Annotated in this window: 14 protein-coding genes; 13 read left to right on the forward strand and 1 reads right to left on the reverse strand. The window is 64.5% G+C overall.

All coding sequences use genetic code 11. The features are described from left to right. Positions 1–153 precede the first annotated feature (153 nt). The 3 genes from LCW13_RS05005 (at position 154) to LCW13_RS05015 (ending at position 2,598) form a co-directional block, all read left to right on the forward strand. Entirely contained in the window at positions 154–798 is a 645-nt protein-coding gene (locus LCW13_RS05005) for a LysE family translocator (protein WP_216061481.1), read from the forward strand. Positions 799–865: 67 nt separating this feature from the next. Next, positions 866–1,402, forward strand: coding sequence for a hypothetical protein (locus LCW13_RS05010; RefSeq protein WP_043335517.1), 537 nt, complete (start codon positions 866–868; stop codon positions 1,400–1,402). Between the two features lie 113 nt (positions 1,403–1,515). Further along, positions 1,516–2,598, forward strand: coding sequence for a hypothetical protein (locus tag LCW13_RS05015; RefSeq protein ID WP_225347739.1), 1,083 nt, complete (start codon positions 1,516–1,518; stop codon positions 2,596–2,598). 117 nt (positions 2,599–2,715) lie between these two features. On the opposite strand, the gene LCW13_RS05020 is transcribed toward LCW13_RS05015, so the two are convergent. Beyond that, positions 2,716–4,698: a transglycosylase SLT domain-containing protein gene (locus tag LCW13_RS05020; RefSeq protein WP_225347740.1), complete on the reverse strand. Its 1,983-nt coding sequence runs from the start codon at positions 4,696–4,698 to the stop codon at positions 2,716–2,718. A 274-nt stretch (positions 4,699–4,972) separates the two neighbouring features. Between LCW13_RS05020 and LCW13_RS05025 the strand changes: the two genes are divergently transcribed. From LCW13_RS05025 to LCW13_RS05070, 10 genes are all read left to right on the forward strand, one after another. After that, positions 4,973–5,311, forward strand: a complete 339-nt coding sequence (locus LCW13_RS05025) for a YkvA family protein (protein WP_107335278.1) — start codon at positions 4,973–4,975, stop codon at positions 5,309–5,311. Positions 5,312–5,552: 241 nt separating this feature from the next. Beyond that, complete coding sequence (locus LCW13_RS05030; protein WP_225347741.1) at positions 5,553–5,939, forward strand: MAPEG family protein; 387 nt, start codon at positions 5,553–5,555, stop codon at positions 5,937–5,939. Continuing rightward, positions 5,939–7,114, forward strand: a complete 1,176-nt coding sequence (locus LCW13_RS05035) for a PaaI family thioesterase (protein ID WP_225347742.1) — start codon at positions 5,939–5,941, stop codon at positions 7,112–7,114. The genes LCW13_RS05030 and LCW13_RS05035 overlap by 1 nt, the downstream gene beginning before the upstream one ends. A 318-nt stretch (positions 7,115–7,432) precedes the next feature. Next, positions 7,433–9,316 (forward strand): molecular chaperone HtpG, encoded by a 1,884-nt coding sequence (gene htpG / locus LCW13_RS05040; RefSeq protein WP_107335276.1) that lies wholly within the window; start codon positions 7,433–7,435, stop codon positions 9,314–9,316. Positions 9,317–9,739: 423 nt separating this feature from the next. Next, positions 9,740–10,678, forward strand: a complete 939-nt coding sequence (locus LCW13_RS05045; RefSeq protein ID WP_225347743.1) for a glucosaminidase domain-containing protein — start codon at positions 9,740–9,742, stop codon at positions 10,676–10,678. Positions 10,679–10,735: 57 nt separating this feature from the next. Continuing rightward, entirely contained in the window at positions 10,736–12,787 is a 2,052-nt protein-coding gene (locus LCW13_RS05050) for an ATP-dependent helicase (RefSeq protein WP_225347744.1), read from the forward strand. Beyond that, entirely contained in the window at positions 12,780–14,534 is a 1,755-nt protein-coding gene (locus LCW13_RS05055) for a protein adenylyltransferase SelO (protein ID WP_225347745.1), read from the forward strand. The genes LCW13_RS05050 and LCW13_RS05055 overlap by 8 nt, the downstream gene beginning before the upstream one ends. A gap of 619 nt (positions 14,535–15,153) precedes the next feature. Further along, entirely contained in the window at positions 15,154–16,371 is a 1,218-nt protein-coding gene (locus tag LCW13_RS05060; protein WP_225347746.1) for an NAD(P) transhydrogenase subunit alpha, read from the forward strand. Next, positions 16,368–16,700 carry an NAD(P) transhydrogenase subunit alpha gene (locus tag LCW13_RS05065; protein ID WP_043335532.1) on the forward strand — a complete coding sequence of 111 codons (333 nt, stop codon included), beginning with the start codon at positions 16,368–16,370 and terminating at the stop codon, positions 16,698–16,700. Before LCW13_RS05060 ends, LCW13_RS05065 begins: the two co-directional genes overlap by 4 nt. After that, complete coding sequence (locus tag LCW13_RS05070; RefSeq protein WP_043335534.1) at positions 16,700–18,088, forward strand: NAD(P)(+) transhydrogenase (Re/Si-specific) subunit beta; 1,389 nt, start codon at positions 16,700–16,702, stop codon at positions 18,086–18,088. The genes LCW13_RS05065 and LCW13_RS05070 overlap by 1 nt, the downstream gene beginning before the upstream one ends. Positions 18,089–18,412: the final 324 nt, after the last annotated feature.

Genomic DNA, 18,412 nt, shown 5'->3' on the forward strand with positions numbered 1-18,412 from the left:
GACTGAAGTGCACCATTCAGAGGCAAACCAGGCTGTCATCTTGGTGTGGATGGCTTTGCAGGCTGGCCGTGCTCGCCTAGACTGGTCGCCTGTTCAGTGCCATGGGGGCACGAATTCGGCTACTGAAGCGGGTCTGTCGCAAGGACGTTCGTCATGTTTGATTTCATTCAGTTCGATGCTGCCTTCTGGTCCTTCGTGGTGGCCATCACCTTGCTGACAGTCACGCCCGGGGTCGACACCCTGCTGGTGATTCGCAATACCTCGCGCGGTGGCCTGCGTGACGGCGTGCTCACCAGTCTCGCGATCTGTGCCGGTCTCTTCGTGCACGCGCTGGTGTCGTCGGCGGGCATCTCGCTGATCCTGTTGCAGTCGGCATGGGCGTTCTCGGCCCTCAAGCTGGTCGGAGCGGGCTATCTGATCTGGCTGGGCATCAAGAGTCTCAAGAGTGCGCGGCGCGCGCGCGGGCTGAATGTCGACGTCACCGTGACACGTCAGCAGGTATCGTGCTGGCTGCCGCTGCGTGAGGGCTTCCTGTCCAATGTGCTCAACCCCAAGACGGTGGTGTTCTACATGGCCTTTCTGCCGCAGTTCATCGCGCCGACCGACCCGGCCGTGCTCAAGTCATTGTGGCTGGCGGGTGTCCACTTCGTGATCGCCAATCTCTGGCAGATCAGCGTGGCGCTGATGGTCGGTGGTGCAGGGCGCTGGCTGGCAAGGCCGCGGGTCGCCTGCTGGATGGAAGGCATCACCGGGTCCGTCATGGTGCTGCTGGGGGCACGGCTGGCGCTAGGCCGCTAGGGATGAGCGGCCACTGCCAACATCGCAACGGAGCGCATGGGATGACGGTTCGTATCCTTGATGACACATGGATCCTGTGACATTGACACTGGCGGCCTTTCTCAAGGTCGTCACGCACCTGGAGGCTCGGGATATCAGTGATGTCTACGATTCCCGCGTACAGCAGGTACGGGTGCTTTACTACGGTTACACCATCGACTTCCGCCACCAGCTGTGGCGCATCGATGATGAATCGGTCTGTGCACATCTGGAAAAGACCGGTACCGCCGTCGAGCAGCGCGAGTGCTCGCGCATGGCCAGCCGACTGTTCGTCGAGACCTGCCATGCCTTGCAGCGCCGGGGGCGGGCGGCACATATCGACACCCGCACCATGTATTGCAAGGCCGCAGCGACCTTCAAGCCCCGGCGCGACCCCTATGCGGGCATGACGCCGGCAGAGCGCAAGGCGCGCAAGGCGCTGGAAGCGGCGCATCGAGAAGCCGAGCAGGCCTGCAACCGCTACGTGCTGGATGCCCTGTCCTCGAATTCTCTGGAGATCCTGCGTCTGCGGCAACGCTACTGCGACAAGAGCAATCGATTGGCAGCACGGCTCGAACAACAATGATGCCCGGGCCGGTGCTGACGCCTGCCCGAGCCAACGACAGCAGCGGTACAGTGCTGCATTCATGACATGAAGACCGGCCCATCAAGGCTGGCATTGGCAGGGAACGCAATCGGATGAGTCTTTCACATACCCTTCGTCGCCGTCTGGGCGGGTTGAGTGCCGTGGTGCTGGTGGTCGCCGGGATAGCGGCCTGGCTGTACGCCGTCGATGAGGGGCGCTGGGTCGGTCGCGTGACCACGCGCCCCGAAACGCTGAATCTCGAGTCGGTGGAGCAGGGCAATCTGCCGGTCAATCAGTTCGTCTCGTTGCGCAATCACTGGGCGGTCTATCGCGAGCACACCGAGACCTTCCGTCTCGATGCCAATGCAGACGGGGGGCGCCGCATCGAGACGCTCTATTATCCAGTCATCTCTGACATGAACCCCTATCTACTGGAGCTGGCCGGTCTGTCACGCGCCTTCGGGGGCATCGATGGCATCCCCTCGGAAGAATGGCCGCGCATCGAGCGCATGGGCGTGCTGGTGCGAACCGACTCCGTGCAGAGCCTGGAAAACGTCCCGCCGCTGATCGAGTTCCCCGATGGCCTGTTCGGCACCGTTTTGCACGCCGAGACGGACCTGCCGGGCGATGAGCGCTCCCTTCTGGCCGAGCGCTGGCCCGATATCGATCTGTCGCGTGTGATCATCATCAATGCCGGCCACCGCCCCGGCAATGTCTGGGCGATGATCGTCTATGGCGTGCTGGGCACGCTCTGCTGGGCACTGGCGGTCTGGCTGATGGTGCGAATGATGCGTACACCGCGCGTCACGCGCTCCCAGCCTCTGGCCTATTCCGGCCGAGCGGCATCGGAGCCGGTGGTGTCGCAGGCATACCCGGGCAGCGAGGCTGGGGGCGAGGGGGCGTCTCAGCGCCATGCTGCACAGGTCCATGCGGCATCCCAGCCCTATGCGGAATCTCAGTCCCATGACGACACACCACAGCCCCAGGGCGCTCCCGGCAAGCGCCAGGGCTGGCGTGGCAAGGGCAAGGGAGGCGATGAAGGGCGACCCCTGAGCTATGCCGAGGCGCTGGGACGGTATACCCCTCAGCAGAAGCCGCCGTTCGGCAATGGCGTGGCTGCCTCGCGACCGGGCGAAGCCAAGGGCGAGAGCCAGTCCGGGTCCTCGCCCGCCATTCGTCCACGGCGCGATGACTGACTGAACGAATGGCTGAAGGGCGCAATGAGCTCTGTCGCCATGGACCCTGATGCCATGAAAACGAAAACGCCAGCCCCAAGGGGCTGGCGTTTTCGTTGCTGGATGCTGCTGCTCGGCTCAGCGGCGATCCATCAGCGCGGTGGTGTAGCGCTGGCTGACTTCGCGGTCGCTGACCACCTTGACGCCCTCGCTGGTGCCCTTGGCCAGGCTTTCGAAGATCACGCGGTAGGCCAGCACGGCCTTGACGTATTCGCGGGTCTCCTTGAAGGGGATACGCTCGACGAAGCGGTCGTATTCGCCCGGGGTATCGGCGAGCCAACGATCGACGCGTCCCGGCCCGGCGTTGTAGGCCGCGGCGGCGGCCAGGCGGTTGCCTGAGTAGCGGTCCAGCATCTCGCGGATATAGGTGCTGCCAAGACGGATATTGGTGACCGGATCACCCAGTGCCGCGTTGCTGGGCGTGGGCAGCCCCAGGCCGCGACTGACCTGAGCGGCGGTGCCCGGCATCAGCTGCATCAGACCGCGTGCGCCCACCGGCGAGGTGGCGGTGGGATTGAAGGCGCTCTCGCGACGCGCGAGTGCCATCAGCATCCACGGGTCGACGCCGGCATCGGCACCGAAGCGCTGGAAGTCATGCTGCCAGGCCGGCGGGAAGCGCCAGGAAAGGCCATCCCACAGCTGGCCGCGGATGGTGGCGAAGACGGTCAGGTCATACCATTTCTGCTGCAGTGCATAGGCTGCCAGACGGCGAGCATCGGCGTCATCCGCCTGGGTGACGGCGTTGAACCACTCGGAGCGAGCCAGACCGATCTCGTCGATGTTCATCAGCGCCCTGACACGCTTGACGGCCGGCGTCTCGGCGACCTCGGCCAGTTCCGCGTCGGAGAAGTCCTGGTCATCGCGATTGAGCGAATACGCCTGCCCGATACGGTCGGCGGCCAGGAAGCCGTAGAAGTTGCGCTCGGTCGCGGCGCGCGTCCAGGCGGCGCGTGCTTCCTGCGGGCGACCCAGGCTGTCATCGGCACGCCCCAGCCAATACTGGTAGCGGGCTTCATTGCGGAAGCGGTCCGGCATCTTCAACACCCATTCACGCACCTGCGGCCAGTCGCCATCGCGTACCGCGTTGCGCATGCGCAGATCGAACAGCTCCTCGTCATCGAGGATGGTCAGGCGCTGATCGACCCAGCCGCGGTTGTTGGGGATGTCGCGCACCAGTGAATACCAGGCCAGGTCGCGTTCGACGGTGTGGCGCTGCTCATCACTCATCGGCATGTGCGGATTCACCTTGCGCCAGGCTTCCAGCGCGGCCTCGGTGTCGGCACGCACGAAGCCATGCATGGCGGCGACGCTCAAGGCGGCGAAGGCATGGCCGCCGCGGCCGAGGTTGGTCGGCAGGCGCGTGATGGCGGCAAAGTTGCCTTCAAGCTGTTCGCGTGCCGCGATGGCCCGCTGCCAGTTGCTGGGCAGCTGGCGCTCGAGATAGCTGACCATGCCACCCTGGCCGGCAGCCCAGGCGAGCATGGCGCGTTCCCAGATGGCTTGATCATCGATCACGCCACGCTCGCGCAACGCCGAGAACAGCGGGTCACAGGCCGAGTCCTGCGAGCCGGACACATGCCAGAGCTTCAGGCCGCCTTGCGATGCGCTCGCGATATCATTGCTCAGCTGCGCCGTGTAGTAATAGCACTGGCGCTGCGCGCCCGCCGGCACGCCATCGCTGACTTCCAGCAGGGCATCATGACGGCCGGTACGCCCGTAGGCGGAGATCGCCTGGCCTCGCATCCACTCGGCCAACGGCGAGTCCGCATGACGCTCGATGAAGGACAGCACTTCCGCGGCGGTGGCGTACGGCAGGCGGGCCTTGAGCTGGTGATACTCGATGTAGCCCTCCAGCACGTGGCCATTGACGGCGACCTGCTGAATCTCGTCAAAGCGCTTGGCGCGCGCATCATCGAAGGCGGCGCGGAAGCTCTGGTCACTGGGAGTGGCGGCCTGCAGGGGCAGGCTCAGTCCCAACAGCAGGCCTAGGCCGGTGAGGTGCCGCAGCGCCGCGAAGCGACGGCTGCCACGGGGTCGGAGAGTTTGCTTGCCTGGTGTCACCTGGGACTCCTGCGACTGTCGGTAAAGGGGGCGTGGGCTGGCTGCGACCTTGTGGTGGCGGTTCAGTGCCCCGATGTTGAACAAGTGCCCCGATATTGGCTATCAGGGGTTGCCGATTCAGTAACGATAGTGGCTATCGTGGCAGTGGTCGGCGCTGAATAACAGCACCATCTGATACTGATAGTGAATTATCCGAGAGTGATATCGCGGCTGTGCTGCCGCGAAGATGAAAAGCTCAGTGAATGAAATTTGTGCTACCCGTGAGGAGTCCACTATGGGCAAGGCATTATGGTTGACGCGATTGTTTGGCCGCCGACATGTGCTGGGCAAGGCAGGCGCCGCCTTGCGCACCATGGGGCCCTTGCTGCGCGACGTAGTGAGCGGACGTTATCGCCCGGTACCGTGGAAGGCGCTGGGGTTGGCGGCCGGTGCCTTCATCTACCTGGTCTCACCGCTGGATCTGATCCCGGATCTGCTGGTGGGGCTGGGGATTCTCGATGATCTGGTGATCGTGACCTGGTTGCTCGGCAAGCTCGATGATGCGCTGGCCGACTATCGCCTGTGGCGTGGCGAGATTCCCGAACCTGATCCCTCCGAGCCGCCGACTCCCTGAAGGCGTGCAGCGTGGAAGCTTCATTCCTCTACCAGCCCTGACGCCTGGCACTGGCCATTGGCCGCATGGCAGGGACGCCGCCACCCTGCCATGCTCGTGACACGCTATCAAACACCAGTTTGAATTGGCGTGCCGTCAGTGTCTGATCTGTCGTTTATCACAGGGCGGCGCACCGTTTGTTCACAAACGAGACGCGCCGCTGTGGCAACGCCCTGAACAACGCCTTTCAAGGAAATTCTGCATGCTGATCTATGCCTGCCTGTTGTTTGCCGCACTGATGCTGGTGCTGACCAAGGTACCGGTCGCCTGGGCGCAACAGCGAACCGGTCGCTACGACAACCACGATCCGCGCGCACAGCAGCGTGAACTGACGGGCTTCGGGGCCCGCGCGCTCGCCGCGCACCAGAACACCATCGAAGCCTTTCCGCTGTTTGCCGCCGGGGTACTGGTCAGCGTGATCACCGCGCCGGGTGCCCCCATCGCGACCATGCTGGCGGTGATCTTCGTGCTGGTACGACTGGGCTATTGGGGCTGCTATCTGGCCAACATCGCCCCGTTGCGCTCCCTGTTGTGGGGCGCCGGCTATCTGGTCTCCCTCACGTTGATGGCGATGCCGCTGTGGATGTGATGCATGCAGTGCCGCAGAGCCTGCTGGGGCTGGCCGTCAATCCCGCTGACGTGCCGGCTGCGGGTGGCGTATTGGATGACGCCAGCTGGGCGCGGGCGCTGACCGGATTCCTGAGCTTCATTCCGCACACGGCGCGCTTGAACGTCAGGGTCGAGGAGGTCGCCGCGCCGGCCATCCGCATGCAGCTGCCGTGGCAACCGGCCTTGATCGGCGATCCGCACCGCAGGCTGGTGCATGGCGGTGTGCTGACCATGTTCGCCGATACGCTGTGCGGCAGTGCCGTGCTCACGGGGTTATCGGCACCGGAAGTCTGCCCGACGCTGGATCTGCGCCTCGATCACTACCGACCCGGCGTCGAGGGCCTGGCGTTGGTGGGCGAGGCGCGCGTGCTGCGGGTCACGGAATCGATGGTGTTTACCGAGGCGCAGATCTGGCAGCAGCCGGGCAAGATCCTGTGTCGTGCGATCGGCAACTTCGTCAGGCTCGGCGAGCGCAATACGCCCAGCGGCTTTGCCGAGGCGCTGCTGGCGGCGGCCAACGCTCAAGCCTCCACGAATCCTTCCACGGTCGAGTCGGAACCGCTGGGGCAATCAGCACAGGCTGCACAGCCAGCAGGCGAGAAAACCGAGCCGCAGGCGCCGCACAATGTCCAGGACCCGCGCGGCCTGCTCAGTGCGCGACGTTTCGTCGAAGGGCAGCGCACTCACGCCGACCTGGCGGCGCTGCTGGCGAGTCTGCCCTACGCGCAGGCGATCGGGCTTGGGCTGTGCGCCATTGACGGGCAGCAGGCGGGCGCGGCCAGTGATATCGAGCTGCATCCTGAGCAGGCGCTGAGCTATTCCATGGCGGCGATGCCCGACAATGTCGGCAACCCGATGCTGCCGGCGGTGCATGGCGGCGTGCTGGCCGCGGCAATGGAAACCGCTGCGACGCTCGAGGTGCTCAGGCGGCATGGGCGCGGCGGGCGTGAAGCGCGCCTGCCCAAGCTGATCGATTTCTCCATCGACTATCTGGCCACGGCGCGCGGCGATCAGGTGACGCGCATCGACTGTGAAGTGATGCGTGAAGGTCGCCGCATGACCAATGTACGTGTCAGTGCCTGGCAGAAGTCCCGCGAGCAACCGGTCGCCAGCGCGCGCATGCACTTCGTGCTGGAATCACTCGCCTCCCCGTGATGGCAGGTGATGTCTGCCCTGCAGGCGTCACACTAGAAAGCGCCTCCCTGATGGCTACTTCCTCGTTGGCTTCCTTCGTTGCTACCCCAGGGAGCCGCTTGGGTGTTTCTGTCCCATGCGCCAGGTGGGCCGGGCGCAATCATCTGTCGCTAGTGCCTTGAAATCCCTCACCCTTGCCCCATATCTGATCCACGAGTGCTTCCTTCGATCTGCCGCCCAAGAAAGGCAGGCGTCGGCGAGCCGGTTAAATTGTTGCGGGGGCGCTCTGGCCACCGCGAATCTTCTTTTCAGGCATCCACGACATAGAGGTCCTTTTCGATGACGACCGCCACTCACACCGAAACGCATGGCTTCCAGACAGAAGTGAAGCAGCTGCTTCACCTCATGATCCACTCGCTGTATTCCAACCGCGAGATCTTCCTGCGCGAGCTGGTCTCCAACGCGGCGGATGCCTGCGACAAGCTGCGCTACCAGGCGCTGGACAACGATGCCCTCTACGGCAATGACAGCGAACTGCGCATCGAGATCGAGCATGATGCCGAGGCGAAGACCATCACCCTGCGTGACAACGGCATCGGCATGAGCCGTGACGATGTGGTCGCCAACCTGGGCACCATCGCGCGCTCCGGTACCGCCGAGTTCATGAAGAACCTGTCGGGTGACCAGCAGAAGGATTCGCGTCTGATCGGTCAGTTCGGGGTCGGCTTCTACTCCGGCTTCATCGTCGCCGACGAGATCACCGTGCGCACCCGTCGCGCCGACCTGGGCGCTGACCAGGGCGTCGAGTGGACCTCACGTGGCGAAGGCGAGTTCAGCGTCGCCGACATCGAGCGCGCCGAGCGCGGTACCGAGATCGTGCTGCACCTCAAGGACGATGCCATCGAGTTCGCTGACGATCATCGTCTGCGCAACCTGGTCACCAAGTACTCCGACCATATCGAACTGCCGGTGCGCATGAAGCGCGTCGAGAAGGACGAGGAAGGCAACGAACAGGTCCACTGGGAAACTGCCAACTCCGCCACCGCGCTGTGGGTGCGCTCCAAGTCCGAGGTCAGCGACGAGGAGTACAAGAACTTCTACAAGCACGTCTCGCATGACTTCTCCGACCCGCTCAGCTGGAGCCACAACAAGGTCGAGGGCAAGCTCGAGTACACCAGCCTGCTGTTCGTGCCGGGCCGTGCGCCGTTCGACCTCTACCAGCGCGATGCCGCGCGTGGCCTGAAGCTCTACGTGCAGCGCGTCTTCATCATGGACGACGCCGAGCAGTTCCTGCCGCTGTACCTGCGCTTCATCAAGGGCGTGCTGGACACCAATGACCTGTCGCTGAACGTCTCGCGTGAACTGCTGCAGCAGGACCCGCAGGTCGACAAGCTCAAGTCCGCGCTGACCAAGCGTGGCCTGGACATGCTCAAGAAGCTGGCCAAGGACCCCGAGCAGTACCAGACCTTCTGGAACCAGTTCGGCTCCGTGCTCAAGGAAGGCCCGGCGGAAGACTTCGCCAACCGCGAGAAGATCGCCGAGCTGCTGCGCTTCTCCACCACCGAGACCGACAGCGCGACCCAGGACCAGTCACTGGCCCAGTACGTCGAGCGCATGAAGGAAGGCCAGAGCAAGATCTACTATCTGGTCGCCGACAGCTTCAATGCCGCCAAGTCCAGCCCGCACCTCGAGATCTTCCGCAAGAAGGGCATCGAAGTCCTGCTGCTGACCGACCGCATCGACGAGTGGCTGATGAGCCACCTCACCGAGTTCGACGGCAAGTCCTTCGCGGATGTCGCCAAGGGCGATCTCGACCTCGGCGATGTCGAGAACGAAGAAGAGAAGAAGGCCCAGGAAGAGACCGCCAAGGCCAAGGAAGATCTGGTCAAGCGCGTCAAGGAAGCGCTGGCCGAGAACGTTCAGGAAGTGCGCATCACGCACCGTCTGACCGATTCCCCGGCCTGCGTGGTGCTGCCGGAGCACGAGATGGGCTACCAGATGCGCAAGATGATGGAAGCCGCTGGCCAGCCGCTGCCGGAAGTGAAGCCGATTCTCGAGCTGAACCCGGAGCACGCCCTGGTCACGCGTCTGGAAGGCGGTGAAGGCGATTACTTCACCGACCTGGCACACGTGCTGCTTGATCAGGCCATCATCGCCGAAGGCGGTGCGCTGGAAGATCCGGCCGCTTACGTGCGCCGCCTGAACAGCATGCTCAGCGCCTGAGACGGCGGAACGATCGAGCCACTGGCTTGATCAAGCATGTCCGCAACGACGCCCTCGCAGCCTGTGCTGCGGGGGCGTTTTGCGTTGAGTGTGTCGTCAGCGATAGCGTCCAATGCGAGGTGCAAGGTGTGCAGGTCAGGCAGGCGGCAAGGCAGGAAGGGAGGAAGGAAGCAAGAAAGGGAGGAAGGGAGGAGGGGAGGAAGCGCAGGGAGCACAGAGAGCTCGCCGCGTCATTGGCGCGAAAAGGCGGGCATCGCCTGGCGGTCTGTCGGTGACGGACGACAGGGCTTGCCGTGTCTTTCCTCGCTTGGCCGGCCGCGCCATCTTCTCGCCCACGCGTTTTTAGGGTTTCATGCAGCCTCATGAGATACGCTGATGGTATCTCGCGTCTTGCTACTGCATCCCTCTCGATGAGCGCAGCACATGACTTACCTACCTTTCTCTGCGGATTGGCTGACTGGCGGAGTGCGTGGCCTGCCATGCCTGTCTGCGTGGACCTGGCCGCGGCGCCCGTGGCGCCTGAGCCCTGTTCGTCTGGGCGCTGTCCGTCTGGGCTCTGTTCGTCCGGGCTCTGTCCGTCTGGTCAGTGCCGCCTTGCTGCTGGTGATGGGGCTGGGCTCGATGGCGCAGGCGGCGCGGCTGGATGATGAGCTACTGGCCCGTGACAAGACCCATCAGATGCCGGACCTGCGGCCCTATCCCGCGGGCAACCAGCGCAAGGTCGCATTCTTCGAGCTGATGATTCCGCTGGTGGTGGCCGAGAACCAGCGCATCGCCGAGCAGCGCGACTGGTTGCTGGCGATGCGCAAGCGCGCCGGTGACGGAGGGCGTGACTACAGCGAGCGCGAGCAGGAGCGCCTCAATGGCCTGTGTGACCAGGCCAATCTGCCCTGCGATGTGACTCGCGAGGACATCGGCGTCAGCTGGACGCGCCTGCTGCTGCGCATCGATACCCTGCCGCTGGACATGGTGCTGGTGCAGGCCATCGAGGAGTCGGGCTGGGGGACGTCGGGCCATGCCCGTGAGGGCAACAATCTGTTCGGCATGCGCTGCTTCTCGCGTGGCTGCGGTATCGGGCCGCCGGGGCGTGAATATCGGCGCTTCGAGAGCCTGGAGGCCGGCATCGCCGCCTATTTCGACAACCTCAATTCCCAGCGCAGCTATGCCGAGCTACGTGAGCTGCGCGGGCGTCTGCGCAACGCGGGCCAGCCGGTGCGCGCCGAAGACCTCATCCCGACGCTGAGTGCCTACTCGACGCGGGGCAACGCCTACTTCACCACGCTCTATGATCTGTTGCGCTGGAATCGTGGTCTGATGCGTACCGTGCGTGAGCGCCTCGCGGCCAATGGCGCCCTGTCCTAGTCATGATCGCGCAGCGAAGGTCTTGCCCCCCGCGCTGACAGGGGGGATCATGCCGCCATGCATCTGAGCAATGATCAACGGCGAATTCTCGCCCATCCCTTTCCCTCGCGCCTGCGCGATCGCACGCCGGCCAACAGCGCCGAGCACAGCGATTGCGTGGTGGTGCGTGCCTGTGCCGGCAGCGGCAAGACCGTGCTGATGGTCGAGCTGGCGCGTACCTACGCCGACGAGACCCTCATCTACACCTCGCTCAACCCGGCGGTGGCCGGGCGGACCGCCAGTCAGCTGCCCGCCAATGTCCAGTCGCTGTCGCTGCATCAGCTGGCGCGTCAGGCCTTGATGGAGGAGTACGGCGACAAGCTCAAGCGGCAACCCGACATCACACGCCGTCTGGCGCCGCAGAGCCTCAGCTGGCTGGGCAGTCTTTCCAGCCAGTCGCGCAGCCTGATCGCCCAGGGCCTGAACACCTTCTTCGCCGAGAGCGACGCGGTGCCGATGCCGGAGCATCTGCCTGAAGGCGTGGCACAACGGCTGAGCGCCAATGAGCTGCGCCAGCTGGTCGAGAGCATGCGGCTGGTGTGGGAGTGTCTGCTGGACCCCGCCGATCATCAGCAGAGCCTGTCGTTCAATGCCCTGCTCAAGCTGTGGTCGCAGCATGGCCAGTCGCTGGAGGCCGACCTGGTGATGCTGGATGAGGCGCAGGACGCCACGCCAGCGTTGCTGGCCATGTTGCGTCGCCAGCGCTGTGACCTGCTGCTGATCGGCGACCCGCATCAGAGCCTGTCGCGTCAGGTGGAAGGCATGAGCTCGCTGGATTCGCCGCTGCTGGCCGATGCCACCGTCTACTCGCTGCCCGGCGCCTGGCGCTTCGGGCCTGCGTTGGCGGCGCTGGGCACGCGACTGGCGGCCTGTTCGCCCACCGCCCGCGAGCAGGCCATGAGCGGCCTCGGCCCGGCGACCCGTCTGGCGCTGCCCGCGGTGCGTGAGGCATTGCTGCACTCCGGCAAGCGCCATGCGGTGATCAGTGCCGGTCCGGTGGCGGCGCTGGGGGAGGCGCTGGCACTGCATCAGCGCGGCATCGCGGTGGCCTGGCTGGACGGCATCGAAGGCTATCCGCTGGCGGGGCTGCTGGATCACTGGCGGCTCTGGCGCGCATATCAGATGGCCGAGCAGGGCGACAGCGCGAGTCAGCGTGAGTGGTGGCGACTGCTGCCTCCCTCCCTGACACGGCTCGGTCAGACCCCGGCGCAGGTGCTGGGAGCTCTGACGCGTCTCGATGATCATCAGGCGCGCAGCCTGCATGAGCTGGCCTCCTGGTATGCCCAGGCGCCACTCGATCAATGGATCGGGGAGCTGCGCAAGCACGATGGCGACCTGCAGGCCGCCATCGTCAGTGCTCACTCGCGGGGACAGTCGGTCGAGCTGCCCACGGTCATGCTGGGGACGGTGTTCCGCGCCAAGGGACTCGAATTTGATTGCGTGGTGCTGGCCGATGATCTGGCACTGCCAAGCGCGCGCCAGCAATTGCCCAATCAGGTGCTGGTCACCAATCTCAGCTACACCGCCGCCACGCGGGCACGCCAGCTGCTGGTGCTCAATGAGCGCCTGAGCCACTGGTGGCAGGCGCAGGGCGAGAGTGAGCGCTTCCCTCTGCTCGAGGCACTGCCGCAGGCCTGGCTGAGCGAGTCCACGCATGGCGTACAGGCGCCACATCCGTGGTGGGGCAAGGCACGCCTGTCGGAGTTGGCGCTGACACCGCGCAAGCGCCTGCTGCTGCGCCGTCATGAGAGCTCGCTTGAGGACACGTCTGCCGCGGTGTCGCCCGAGGTTGGCACGCGCGATCAGGCACCAGCCTCGAGCGACCCTGCCAGTCATGCTCAGCACCTGGGCCATGCCCGGGGCTCCGACGATGCCCTGCAGGCGCTCAAGCGTCAGGCACGCACCGACACGACGGCGCGCAAGCTGTATGAAATGGCCAGCAAGCTGCCGCCCGGGCGACCCTCCGGCGGCCTGCGCAGCCTGTTGACCCCGAGCGACGCCGCCGCGTCCACTTCTTCCCCCAGCGAGTCGCCGACCCCCGGCGGCCCGACGGAGCCTCTTGATGAGTGAGTTTGCCCCTACGCCCGCCGCGCAAGTGCACGACCTGGCGGCGCTGCGCTTCAACAATCGTTATGCCCGCCTGCCGGAGCACTTCTTCACGCGTGTCGCCCCGCAGCCGCGACAAGGCACGCGCCTTGCCGATGTGAGTCCTGACTGCGCCCGCCTGCTGGGGCTGGAGGCGCCCTTGACCTCTGACGCCTCCAGCGAGGAGGCGCTCGAGCAGCTGCGCCTCTTGATGGCCGGTGAGCAGTTGCTGCCGGGCATGGACGCATTGGCCCAGAAATACACTGGCCATCAGTTCGGTCACTACAACCCGCAGCTCGGCGACGGGCGTGGCATTCTCCTCGGCGAGCTTGAGACTGAACACGGCAAGATCTTCGATCTGCATCTCAAGGGCGCCGGGCGTACGCCTTACTCGCGCTTCGGCGATGGTCAGGCGGTGGTGCGCTCCAGCGTGCGCGAGTATCTGGCCAGCGAGTACATGGCCGCGCTGGGCATTCCCACCAGCCGCGCGCTGGCACTGGCGGTGAATGCCGAGCGGGTTCAGCGCGAGACCGTCGAGCCCGGCGCTACCGTGTTGCGCGTCTGCGAGAGCCACCTGCGCTTCGGGCACTTCGAGTGGCTGGCCCACTCCGGCCGGCATGAAGACCTCAAGACGCTGATCGATCACGCCCTGCGGGAGCATTTTTCAGAGTGTCTGCCCGAGGAGCTGACTGAACCTCTGTCTGAGTGCCTGCCCGAAGAGTTGACTGAACGTCTGCCGGAAGCCGGCGCGCAGGCAGCGGCGGACCAGCCTCTTGCGGACCAGCCGCTTGCAGACCAGCCCCTCACAGACCAGGTGCGCGTGACCAGCGCGCTGGCCATGTTCGAGACAGTGATCACTCGCACCGCGAGACTGATCGCGGCCTGGCAGGCCTACGGCTTCGTGCATGCGGTGATGAACACCGACAACATGTCGCTGCTGGGGCTGACCTTCGATTACGGGCCCTACGCCTTCCTCGATGGCTATGAAGAGAATCTGGTGCCGAATCATACCGATCAGGCCGGGCGCTATGGTTTCGCCCAGCAGCCGGGCATCGGGCTATGGAATCTGGAGCGTCTGGGGATCGCGCTGTCGCCGCTGATCGATGTCGAAGCGCTCTCTGCTGCGCTGGGCACCTACGAGGGCGAGTTGCAGCGCGAATATGCCCGCCTGTTGCGCGCGCGTCTCGGGTTGCCGGATGCTCGTGATGAGGACATGACGCTGGTGCAGCAGTGGCGCGAGCTGCTGGCGGCCGGCAAGGTCGACCACACCCATGCCTACCGTCTGCTCAGTCATTGGGATGTCACGCAGCCCGCGCCGGAAACGCTGGTCGTGCGCCTGGCGGGTGAGCGTGGGCCGCATGGCAACTCGGCCCAGGCGCGCGATGAAGCCTCGGCGTGGCTCGCGCGCTATCAGGCGCGTGTCATGGCCATCGGACTCTCCGCCGAGGATGAGCGCCAGCGACGTCTGGCCATGCTCGGCTGCAATCCCCTCTATGTGCCGCGCACGCATCTACTGCTGGAGGTGATCGCACGGGTCGAGCAGGGCGATGACACTACGCTCAAGGCCTTGCGTCAGCGTCTGACGGCGCCCTTTTTCCGCCCCGAGGAGGGCAGTCTGGAGGCGGCACTGGAGCTGGGGCAGGCGCAGGGCGTCGATGCCGAGCTCGTCGATGACTGGACACGGCCACCGGCGGCGAATGCAGCGCCGATCTGCATGAGTTGCTCTTCCTGAGCTGCTCGTCCTGAGCGGTTCTCATGGGGGGCTGAACTGCTGCGCTGACAGCGCAAGCCATGGCCGGACATCCGCTTGGCGCAATGCAGGAAACACGCGCTGACACTCAAGTCATCGTCACGAAAATGGGATACTGCTGCGGCGGTATCCCATTTTTCATGGCAGACGCTGTGGCAGCCATAAGCTCGAGATTATGCGATGCATAACACAAAGCTGAGCTATTCTTGGTGAGGTGCTTTTTGTAAACTCATTGCAAATCAGTCACTTGGTAGTGCCGCAAGGCGCCTGTCAGCATAAGGCGGCTGTTATGGCTGCCATAACGATAGCTTTATGCTTGATTTTATTGCTTTTTTTGCAATGCAGCGCTTGACCCTGATGCACCGACAAGAAAAGACTGATGCTGGACACTCATCGTGTCGCGGGTGATGTCAGGCCTTCTGGCCATGCGTGAGTCACGGCTTGCGATTCAGGCAAGTCTCACCTGTGACAGGCAATAACGTCGCTGAAAGCGCCTCCGGCAGGCAGGATGGCGCGAATCAGCGCTCAACAGGAACGACGCCATGAACCTTTCAAGGCTGGCAGCCTCAGGCATGAACACGGACGTGAAACGAGGTGCGCGATGCTGAATATTCTAGTCGTGCGCGAGATGCGTGCACCGGACCTGGTGACACCCGACGAGGGCGTGAGCAGCACACTGGCGCGCGGGGAATGCCGCGTCGCGCTGGACCCGGTGACGGCCGGCAAGCTCGCGCGTCACCTGGACAGCAGCGTCAGTGACACCAGCGACGCCATCGTGCACGTGGAGAGCGGCGCCGGGTGTCATGCGCACTTCGATGATGCGGCCTACGCCGCCCAGCCCGGGGTGACGGTCGTCGCCGAGGCCGATATCGCGGCGGCGCGTGCCGCGGCGGATCTCGTGCTGTGCGTGCGCACGCCCAGCGAGTCACAGATCAGCGAGTTGCGTGAGGGCGCGGTGGTGGTGGCATTGATGACGCCGTACCAGAACCCGCAGCTGATCAGCAAGCTTGCCAGCCAGGGGCTGACCAGCCTGTGCATGGAATTCGTGCCGCGTATCTCGCGCGCCCAGAGCATGGACGCCCTGTCCTCGCAGGCGGGTGTCGCGGGCTATCACGCCGCGTTGCTGGCGGCCAATGAGTCCTCGGTATTCTTCCCGATGCTGACGACTGCCGCCGGGACCGTGCGTCCGGCGCGTGTCGTGGTGGTCGGTGCTGGCGTCGCGGGTCTGCAGGCTATCGCGACCGCCAAGCGTCTCGGCGCGCAGGTGTGGGCCTATGACATCCGCGCCGCCGCGCGTGAGCAGGTCGAATCGCTGGGCGCCAAGATGATCGATACCGGTGTCGATGCTTCCGGTGAGGGCGGCTACGCCCGCGAACTGACCGATGACGAGCGCGCCCAGCAGGCCGATGCGCTGGCACGTCACATGGGCGATGCGCATGTGGTGATCTCCACCGCCGCGATTCCGGGGCGTCCGTCGCCGCGCATCATCAGCCGCGAGATGGTCGAGGGCATGAAGCCCGGCGCCGTGCTGGTCGATCTCGCCGCCGAAGGCGGTGGCAACTGTGAACTGACCGAGCCCGGCAAGCGTGTCGAGCATGCTGGCGTCACGGTACTCGGCCCGCTGGACATGGCCTCGAGCCTGGCGGTCAATGCCAGCGAGATGTACGCCAAGAACCTCTTCAACCTGCTGACCCCCTTCATGAAGGACGGCGAACTGACGCTGGACTTCGAGGATGCGGTGCTCGGCCCGATGCGTCTGACCGAAGGCGGCCGCATCACCCACGATGACGTACGCGCTCGCGCGGAGGACGCCGCATGATCGAAGGACTTTCTGCCGTATACATCCTGATGCTGGCGGCCTTCGTCGGCTACGAGGTCATCTCGCGCGTGCCGGTGATTCTGCACACGCCCCTGATGTCCGGTTCCAACTTCATCCACGGCATCGTGCTGGTCGGGGCGATGATCGCCCTCGGTCAGGCCGAGACCGGCATGCAGCAGTTCATCGGCTTCATCGCCGTGCTGCTGGGCGCCGGCAACGCGGTCGGCGGTTATGTGGTCACCGAGCGCATGCTGGAAATGTTCAAGACCAGTGATCGCAGCAAGGGCACAGACGCTGCCAATGGCATCAACGACAAGGAGGCTCGCTGATGAACTGGCTGGTCGAAACAGGGTATTTCGCGGCGGCGGTGGTCTTTATCCTCGGCCTCAAGCGCATGTCACATCCTTCCACGGCACGCAGCGGCATCCATTGGGCCGGTATCGCGATGGTCGTGGCCACGCTGCTCACCTTCCTGCATCCGCAGATTGATGGTCGTTATGGCCTGATGCTGCTGGCCATCGTCATCGGTGGCGGTATCGCCTGGTACTCCGGCAACAAGGTCGAGATGACCGACATGCCGCAGATGATCGCCATCTACAACGGCATGGGCGGCGGTGCGGCAGCGGCGATCGCCGCGGTCGAGCTGATGCGCATGAGCGACAACCCGGCACTGATCGAGCAGCACGGCTCGCTGGCGCTGTGGCTGGGCGTGCTCGGGGCGATGATCGGTGCGGTGGCCTTCTCCGGTTCCATCGTGGCCTGGGCCAAACTGGATGGGCGCCTCAAGAAGGCGTTCAACTTCCCGAGTCAGCAGCTGATCAACATGATCGTGCTGGGCCTGACGGTCTATCTGGGTGTCGTGATCGCGGCGGTGGAACCATCAAGCTCGCTGGTGCTGGTGTTCTTCGCGCTTGCGTTGCTGTTCGGCGCGATGCTGGCACTGCCCATCGGTGGCGCCGACATGCCGGTGATCATCTCGCTGTTCAATGCGCTGACCGGCCTTGCGGTGGCGATGGAAGGCTTCGTGCTCGGCAATGCCGCGATGATCATCGCCGGTACTGTCGTCGGGGCGGCCGGTACGCTGCTGACCCAGCTGATGGCCAAGGCCATGAATCGCCCGATCCGCAACGTGCTGTTCAAGCAGTTCGGTGGCGCATCAGGTGTCGAGCAGGGCGAGATCGAGGGCAGCATGAAGGCCTCCGATCCGATGGACGCCGCCGTGCAGCTGGCCTTCGCCGAGCGCGTCATCATCGTGCCGGGCTACGGCATGGCGGTGGCACAGGCGCAGCACAAGGTCTGGGAGATGGTCGAGCTGCTGGGTGAGCGTGGTGTGGAAGTTCGCTTCGCGATCCACCCGGTCGCCGGCCGCATGCCGGGTCACATGAACGTGCTGCTGGCGGAAGCCGGCGTGCCCTACGACATGATCGCGGACCTGGACGAGATCAACAACGACTTCGAGACCACCGACGTCACGCTGGTCATCGGCGCCAATGACGTGGTCAATCCGGTCGCCAAGAACGACGCCTCAAGCCCGCTGTACGGCATGCCGATCCTCAACGCCGACCAGTCACGCAACGTGCTGGTGATCAAGCGCGGTCAGGGGTCCGGCTTCTCCGGTGTCGAGAATCACCTGTTCTATCTTGACCACACGCGCATGGTGTATGGCGATGGTCAGAAGGTGGTCGGCGACATGATCACGGCCCTCAAGACGCTGTGATCTGACGCCTCGGCGTGATGGGGGCAAGTCTGCCGCCATCACGCCAGTGCTGAACAGACCGGCAATTTCTGCGCCTCAGGGGCAGGAATTGCCGGTTTTTTTATGCATGTCGATTGTTCATGCATATCGAGGATTTATGCGTATCGACGGTTCATGCCAGTCGATTGCTTGCGAAGCGCGCGTGGCAGGCACGTCACTCAGGCGCGTCACCCAGGCGCGTCACCCAGGCGCAGCCCCTGCGTTGGCCACGAGGTCTGCGCAGACATCTCTTGTTCAGCATTCTCTGACAAACTATGAGTACAATGCCTGCCATTCACTGAGCAC

Source organism: Cobetia amphilecti (assembly GCF_020217465.1).
GTDB classification, from domain to species: domain Bacteria; phylum Pseudomonadota; class Gammaproteobacteria; order Pseudomonadales; family Halomonadaceae; genus Cobetia; species Cobetia amphilecti.

Coding starts and splice junctions, on each gene's coding strand:
- LCW13_RS05005 (WP_216061481.1), top strand. CDS start 154: ATGTTTGATTTCATTCAGTTCGATGCTGCCTTCTGGTCCTTCGTGGTG.
- LCW13_RS05010 (WP_043335517.1), top strand. CDS start 866: ATGGATCCTGTGACATTGACACTGGCGGCCTTTCTCAAGGTCGTCACG.
- LCW13_RS05015 (WP_225347739.1), top strand. CDS start 1,516: ATGAGTCTTTCACATACCCTTCGTCGCCGTCTGGGCGGGTTGAGTGCC.
- LCW13_RS05025 (WP_107335278.1), top strand. CDS start 4,973: ATGGGCAAGGCATTATGGTTGACGCGATTGTTTGGCCGCCGACATGTG.
- LCW13_RS05030 (WP_225347741.1), top strand. CDS start 5,553: ATGCTGATCTATGCCTGCCTGTTGTTTGCCGCACTGATGCTGGTGCTG.
- LCW13_RS05035 (WP_225347742.1), top strand. CDS start 5,939: ATGCATGCAGTGCCGCAGAGCCTGCTGGGGCTGGCCGTCAATCCCGCT.
- htpG (WP_107335276.1), top strand. CDS start 7,433: ATGACGACCGCCACTCACACCGAAACGCATGGCTTCCAGACAGAAGTG.
- LCW13_RS05045 (WP_225347743.1), top strand. CDS start 9,740: ATGACTTACCTACCTTTCTCTGCGGATTGGCTGACTGGCGGAGTGCGT.
- LCW13_RS05050 (WP_225347744.1), top strand. CDS start 10,736: ATGCATCTGAGCAATGATCAACGGCGAATTCTCGCCCATCCCTTTCCC.
- LCW13_RS05055 (WP_225347745.1), top strand. CDS start 12,780: ATGAGTGAGTTTGCCCCTACGCCCGCCGCGCAAGTGCACGACCTGGCG.
- LCW13_RS05060 (WP_225347746.1), top strand. CDS start 15,154: ATGCTGAATATTCTAGTCGTGCGCGAGATGCGTGCACCGGACCTGGTG.
- LCW13_RS05065 (WP_043335532.1), top strand. CDS start 16,368: ATGATCGAAGGACTTTCTGCCGTATACATCCTGATGCTGGCGGCCTTC.
- LCW13_RS05070 (WP_043335534.1), top strand. CDS start 16,700: ATGAACTGGCTGGTCGAAACAGGGTATTTCGCGGCGGCGGTGGTCTTT.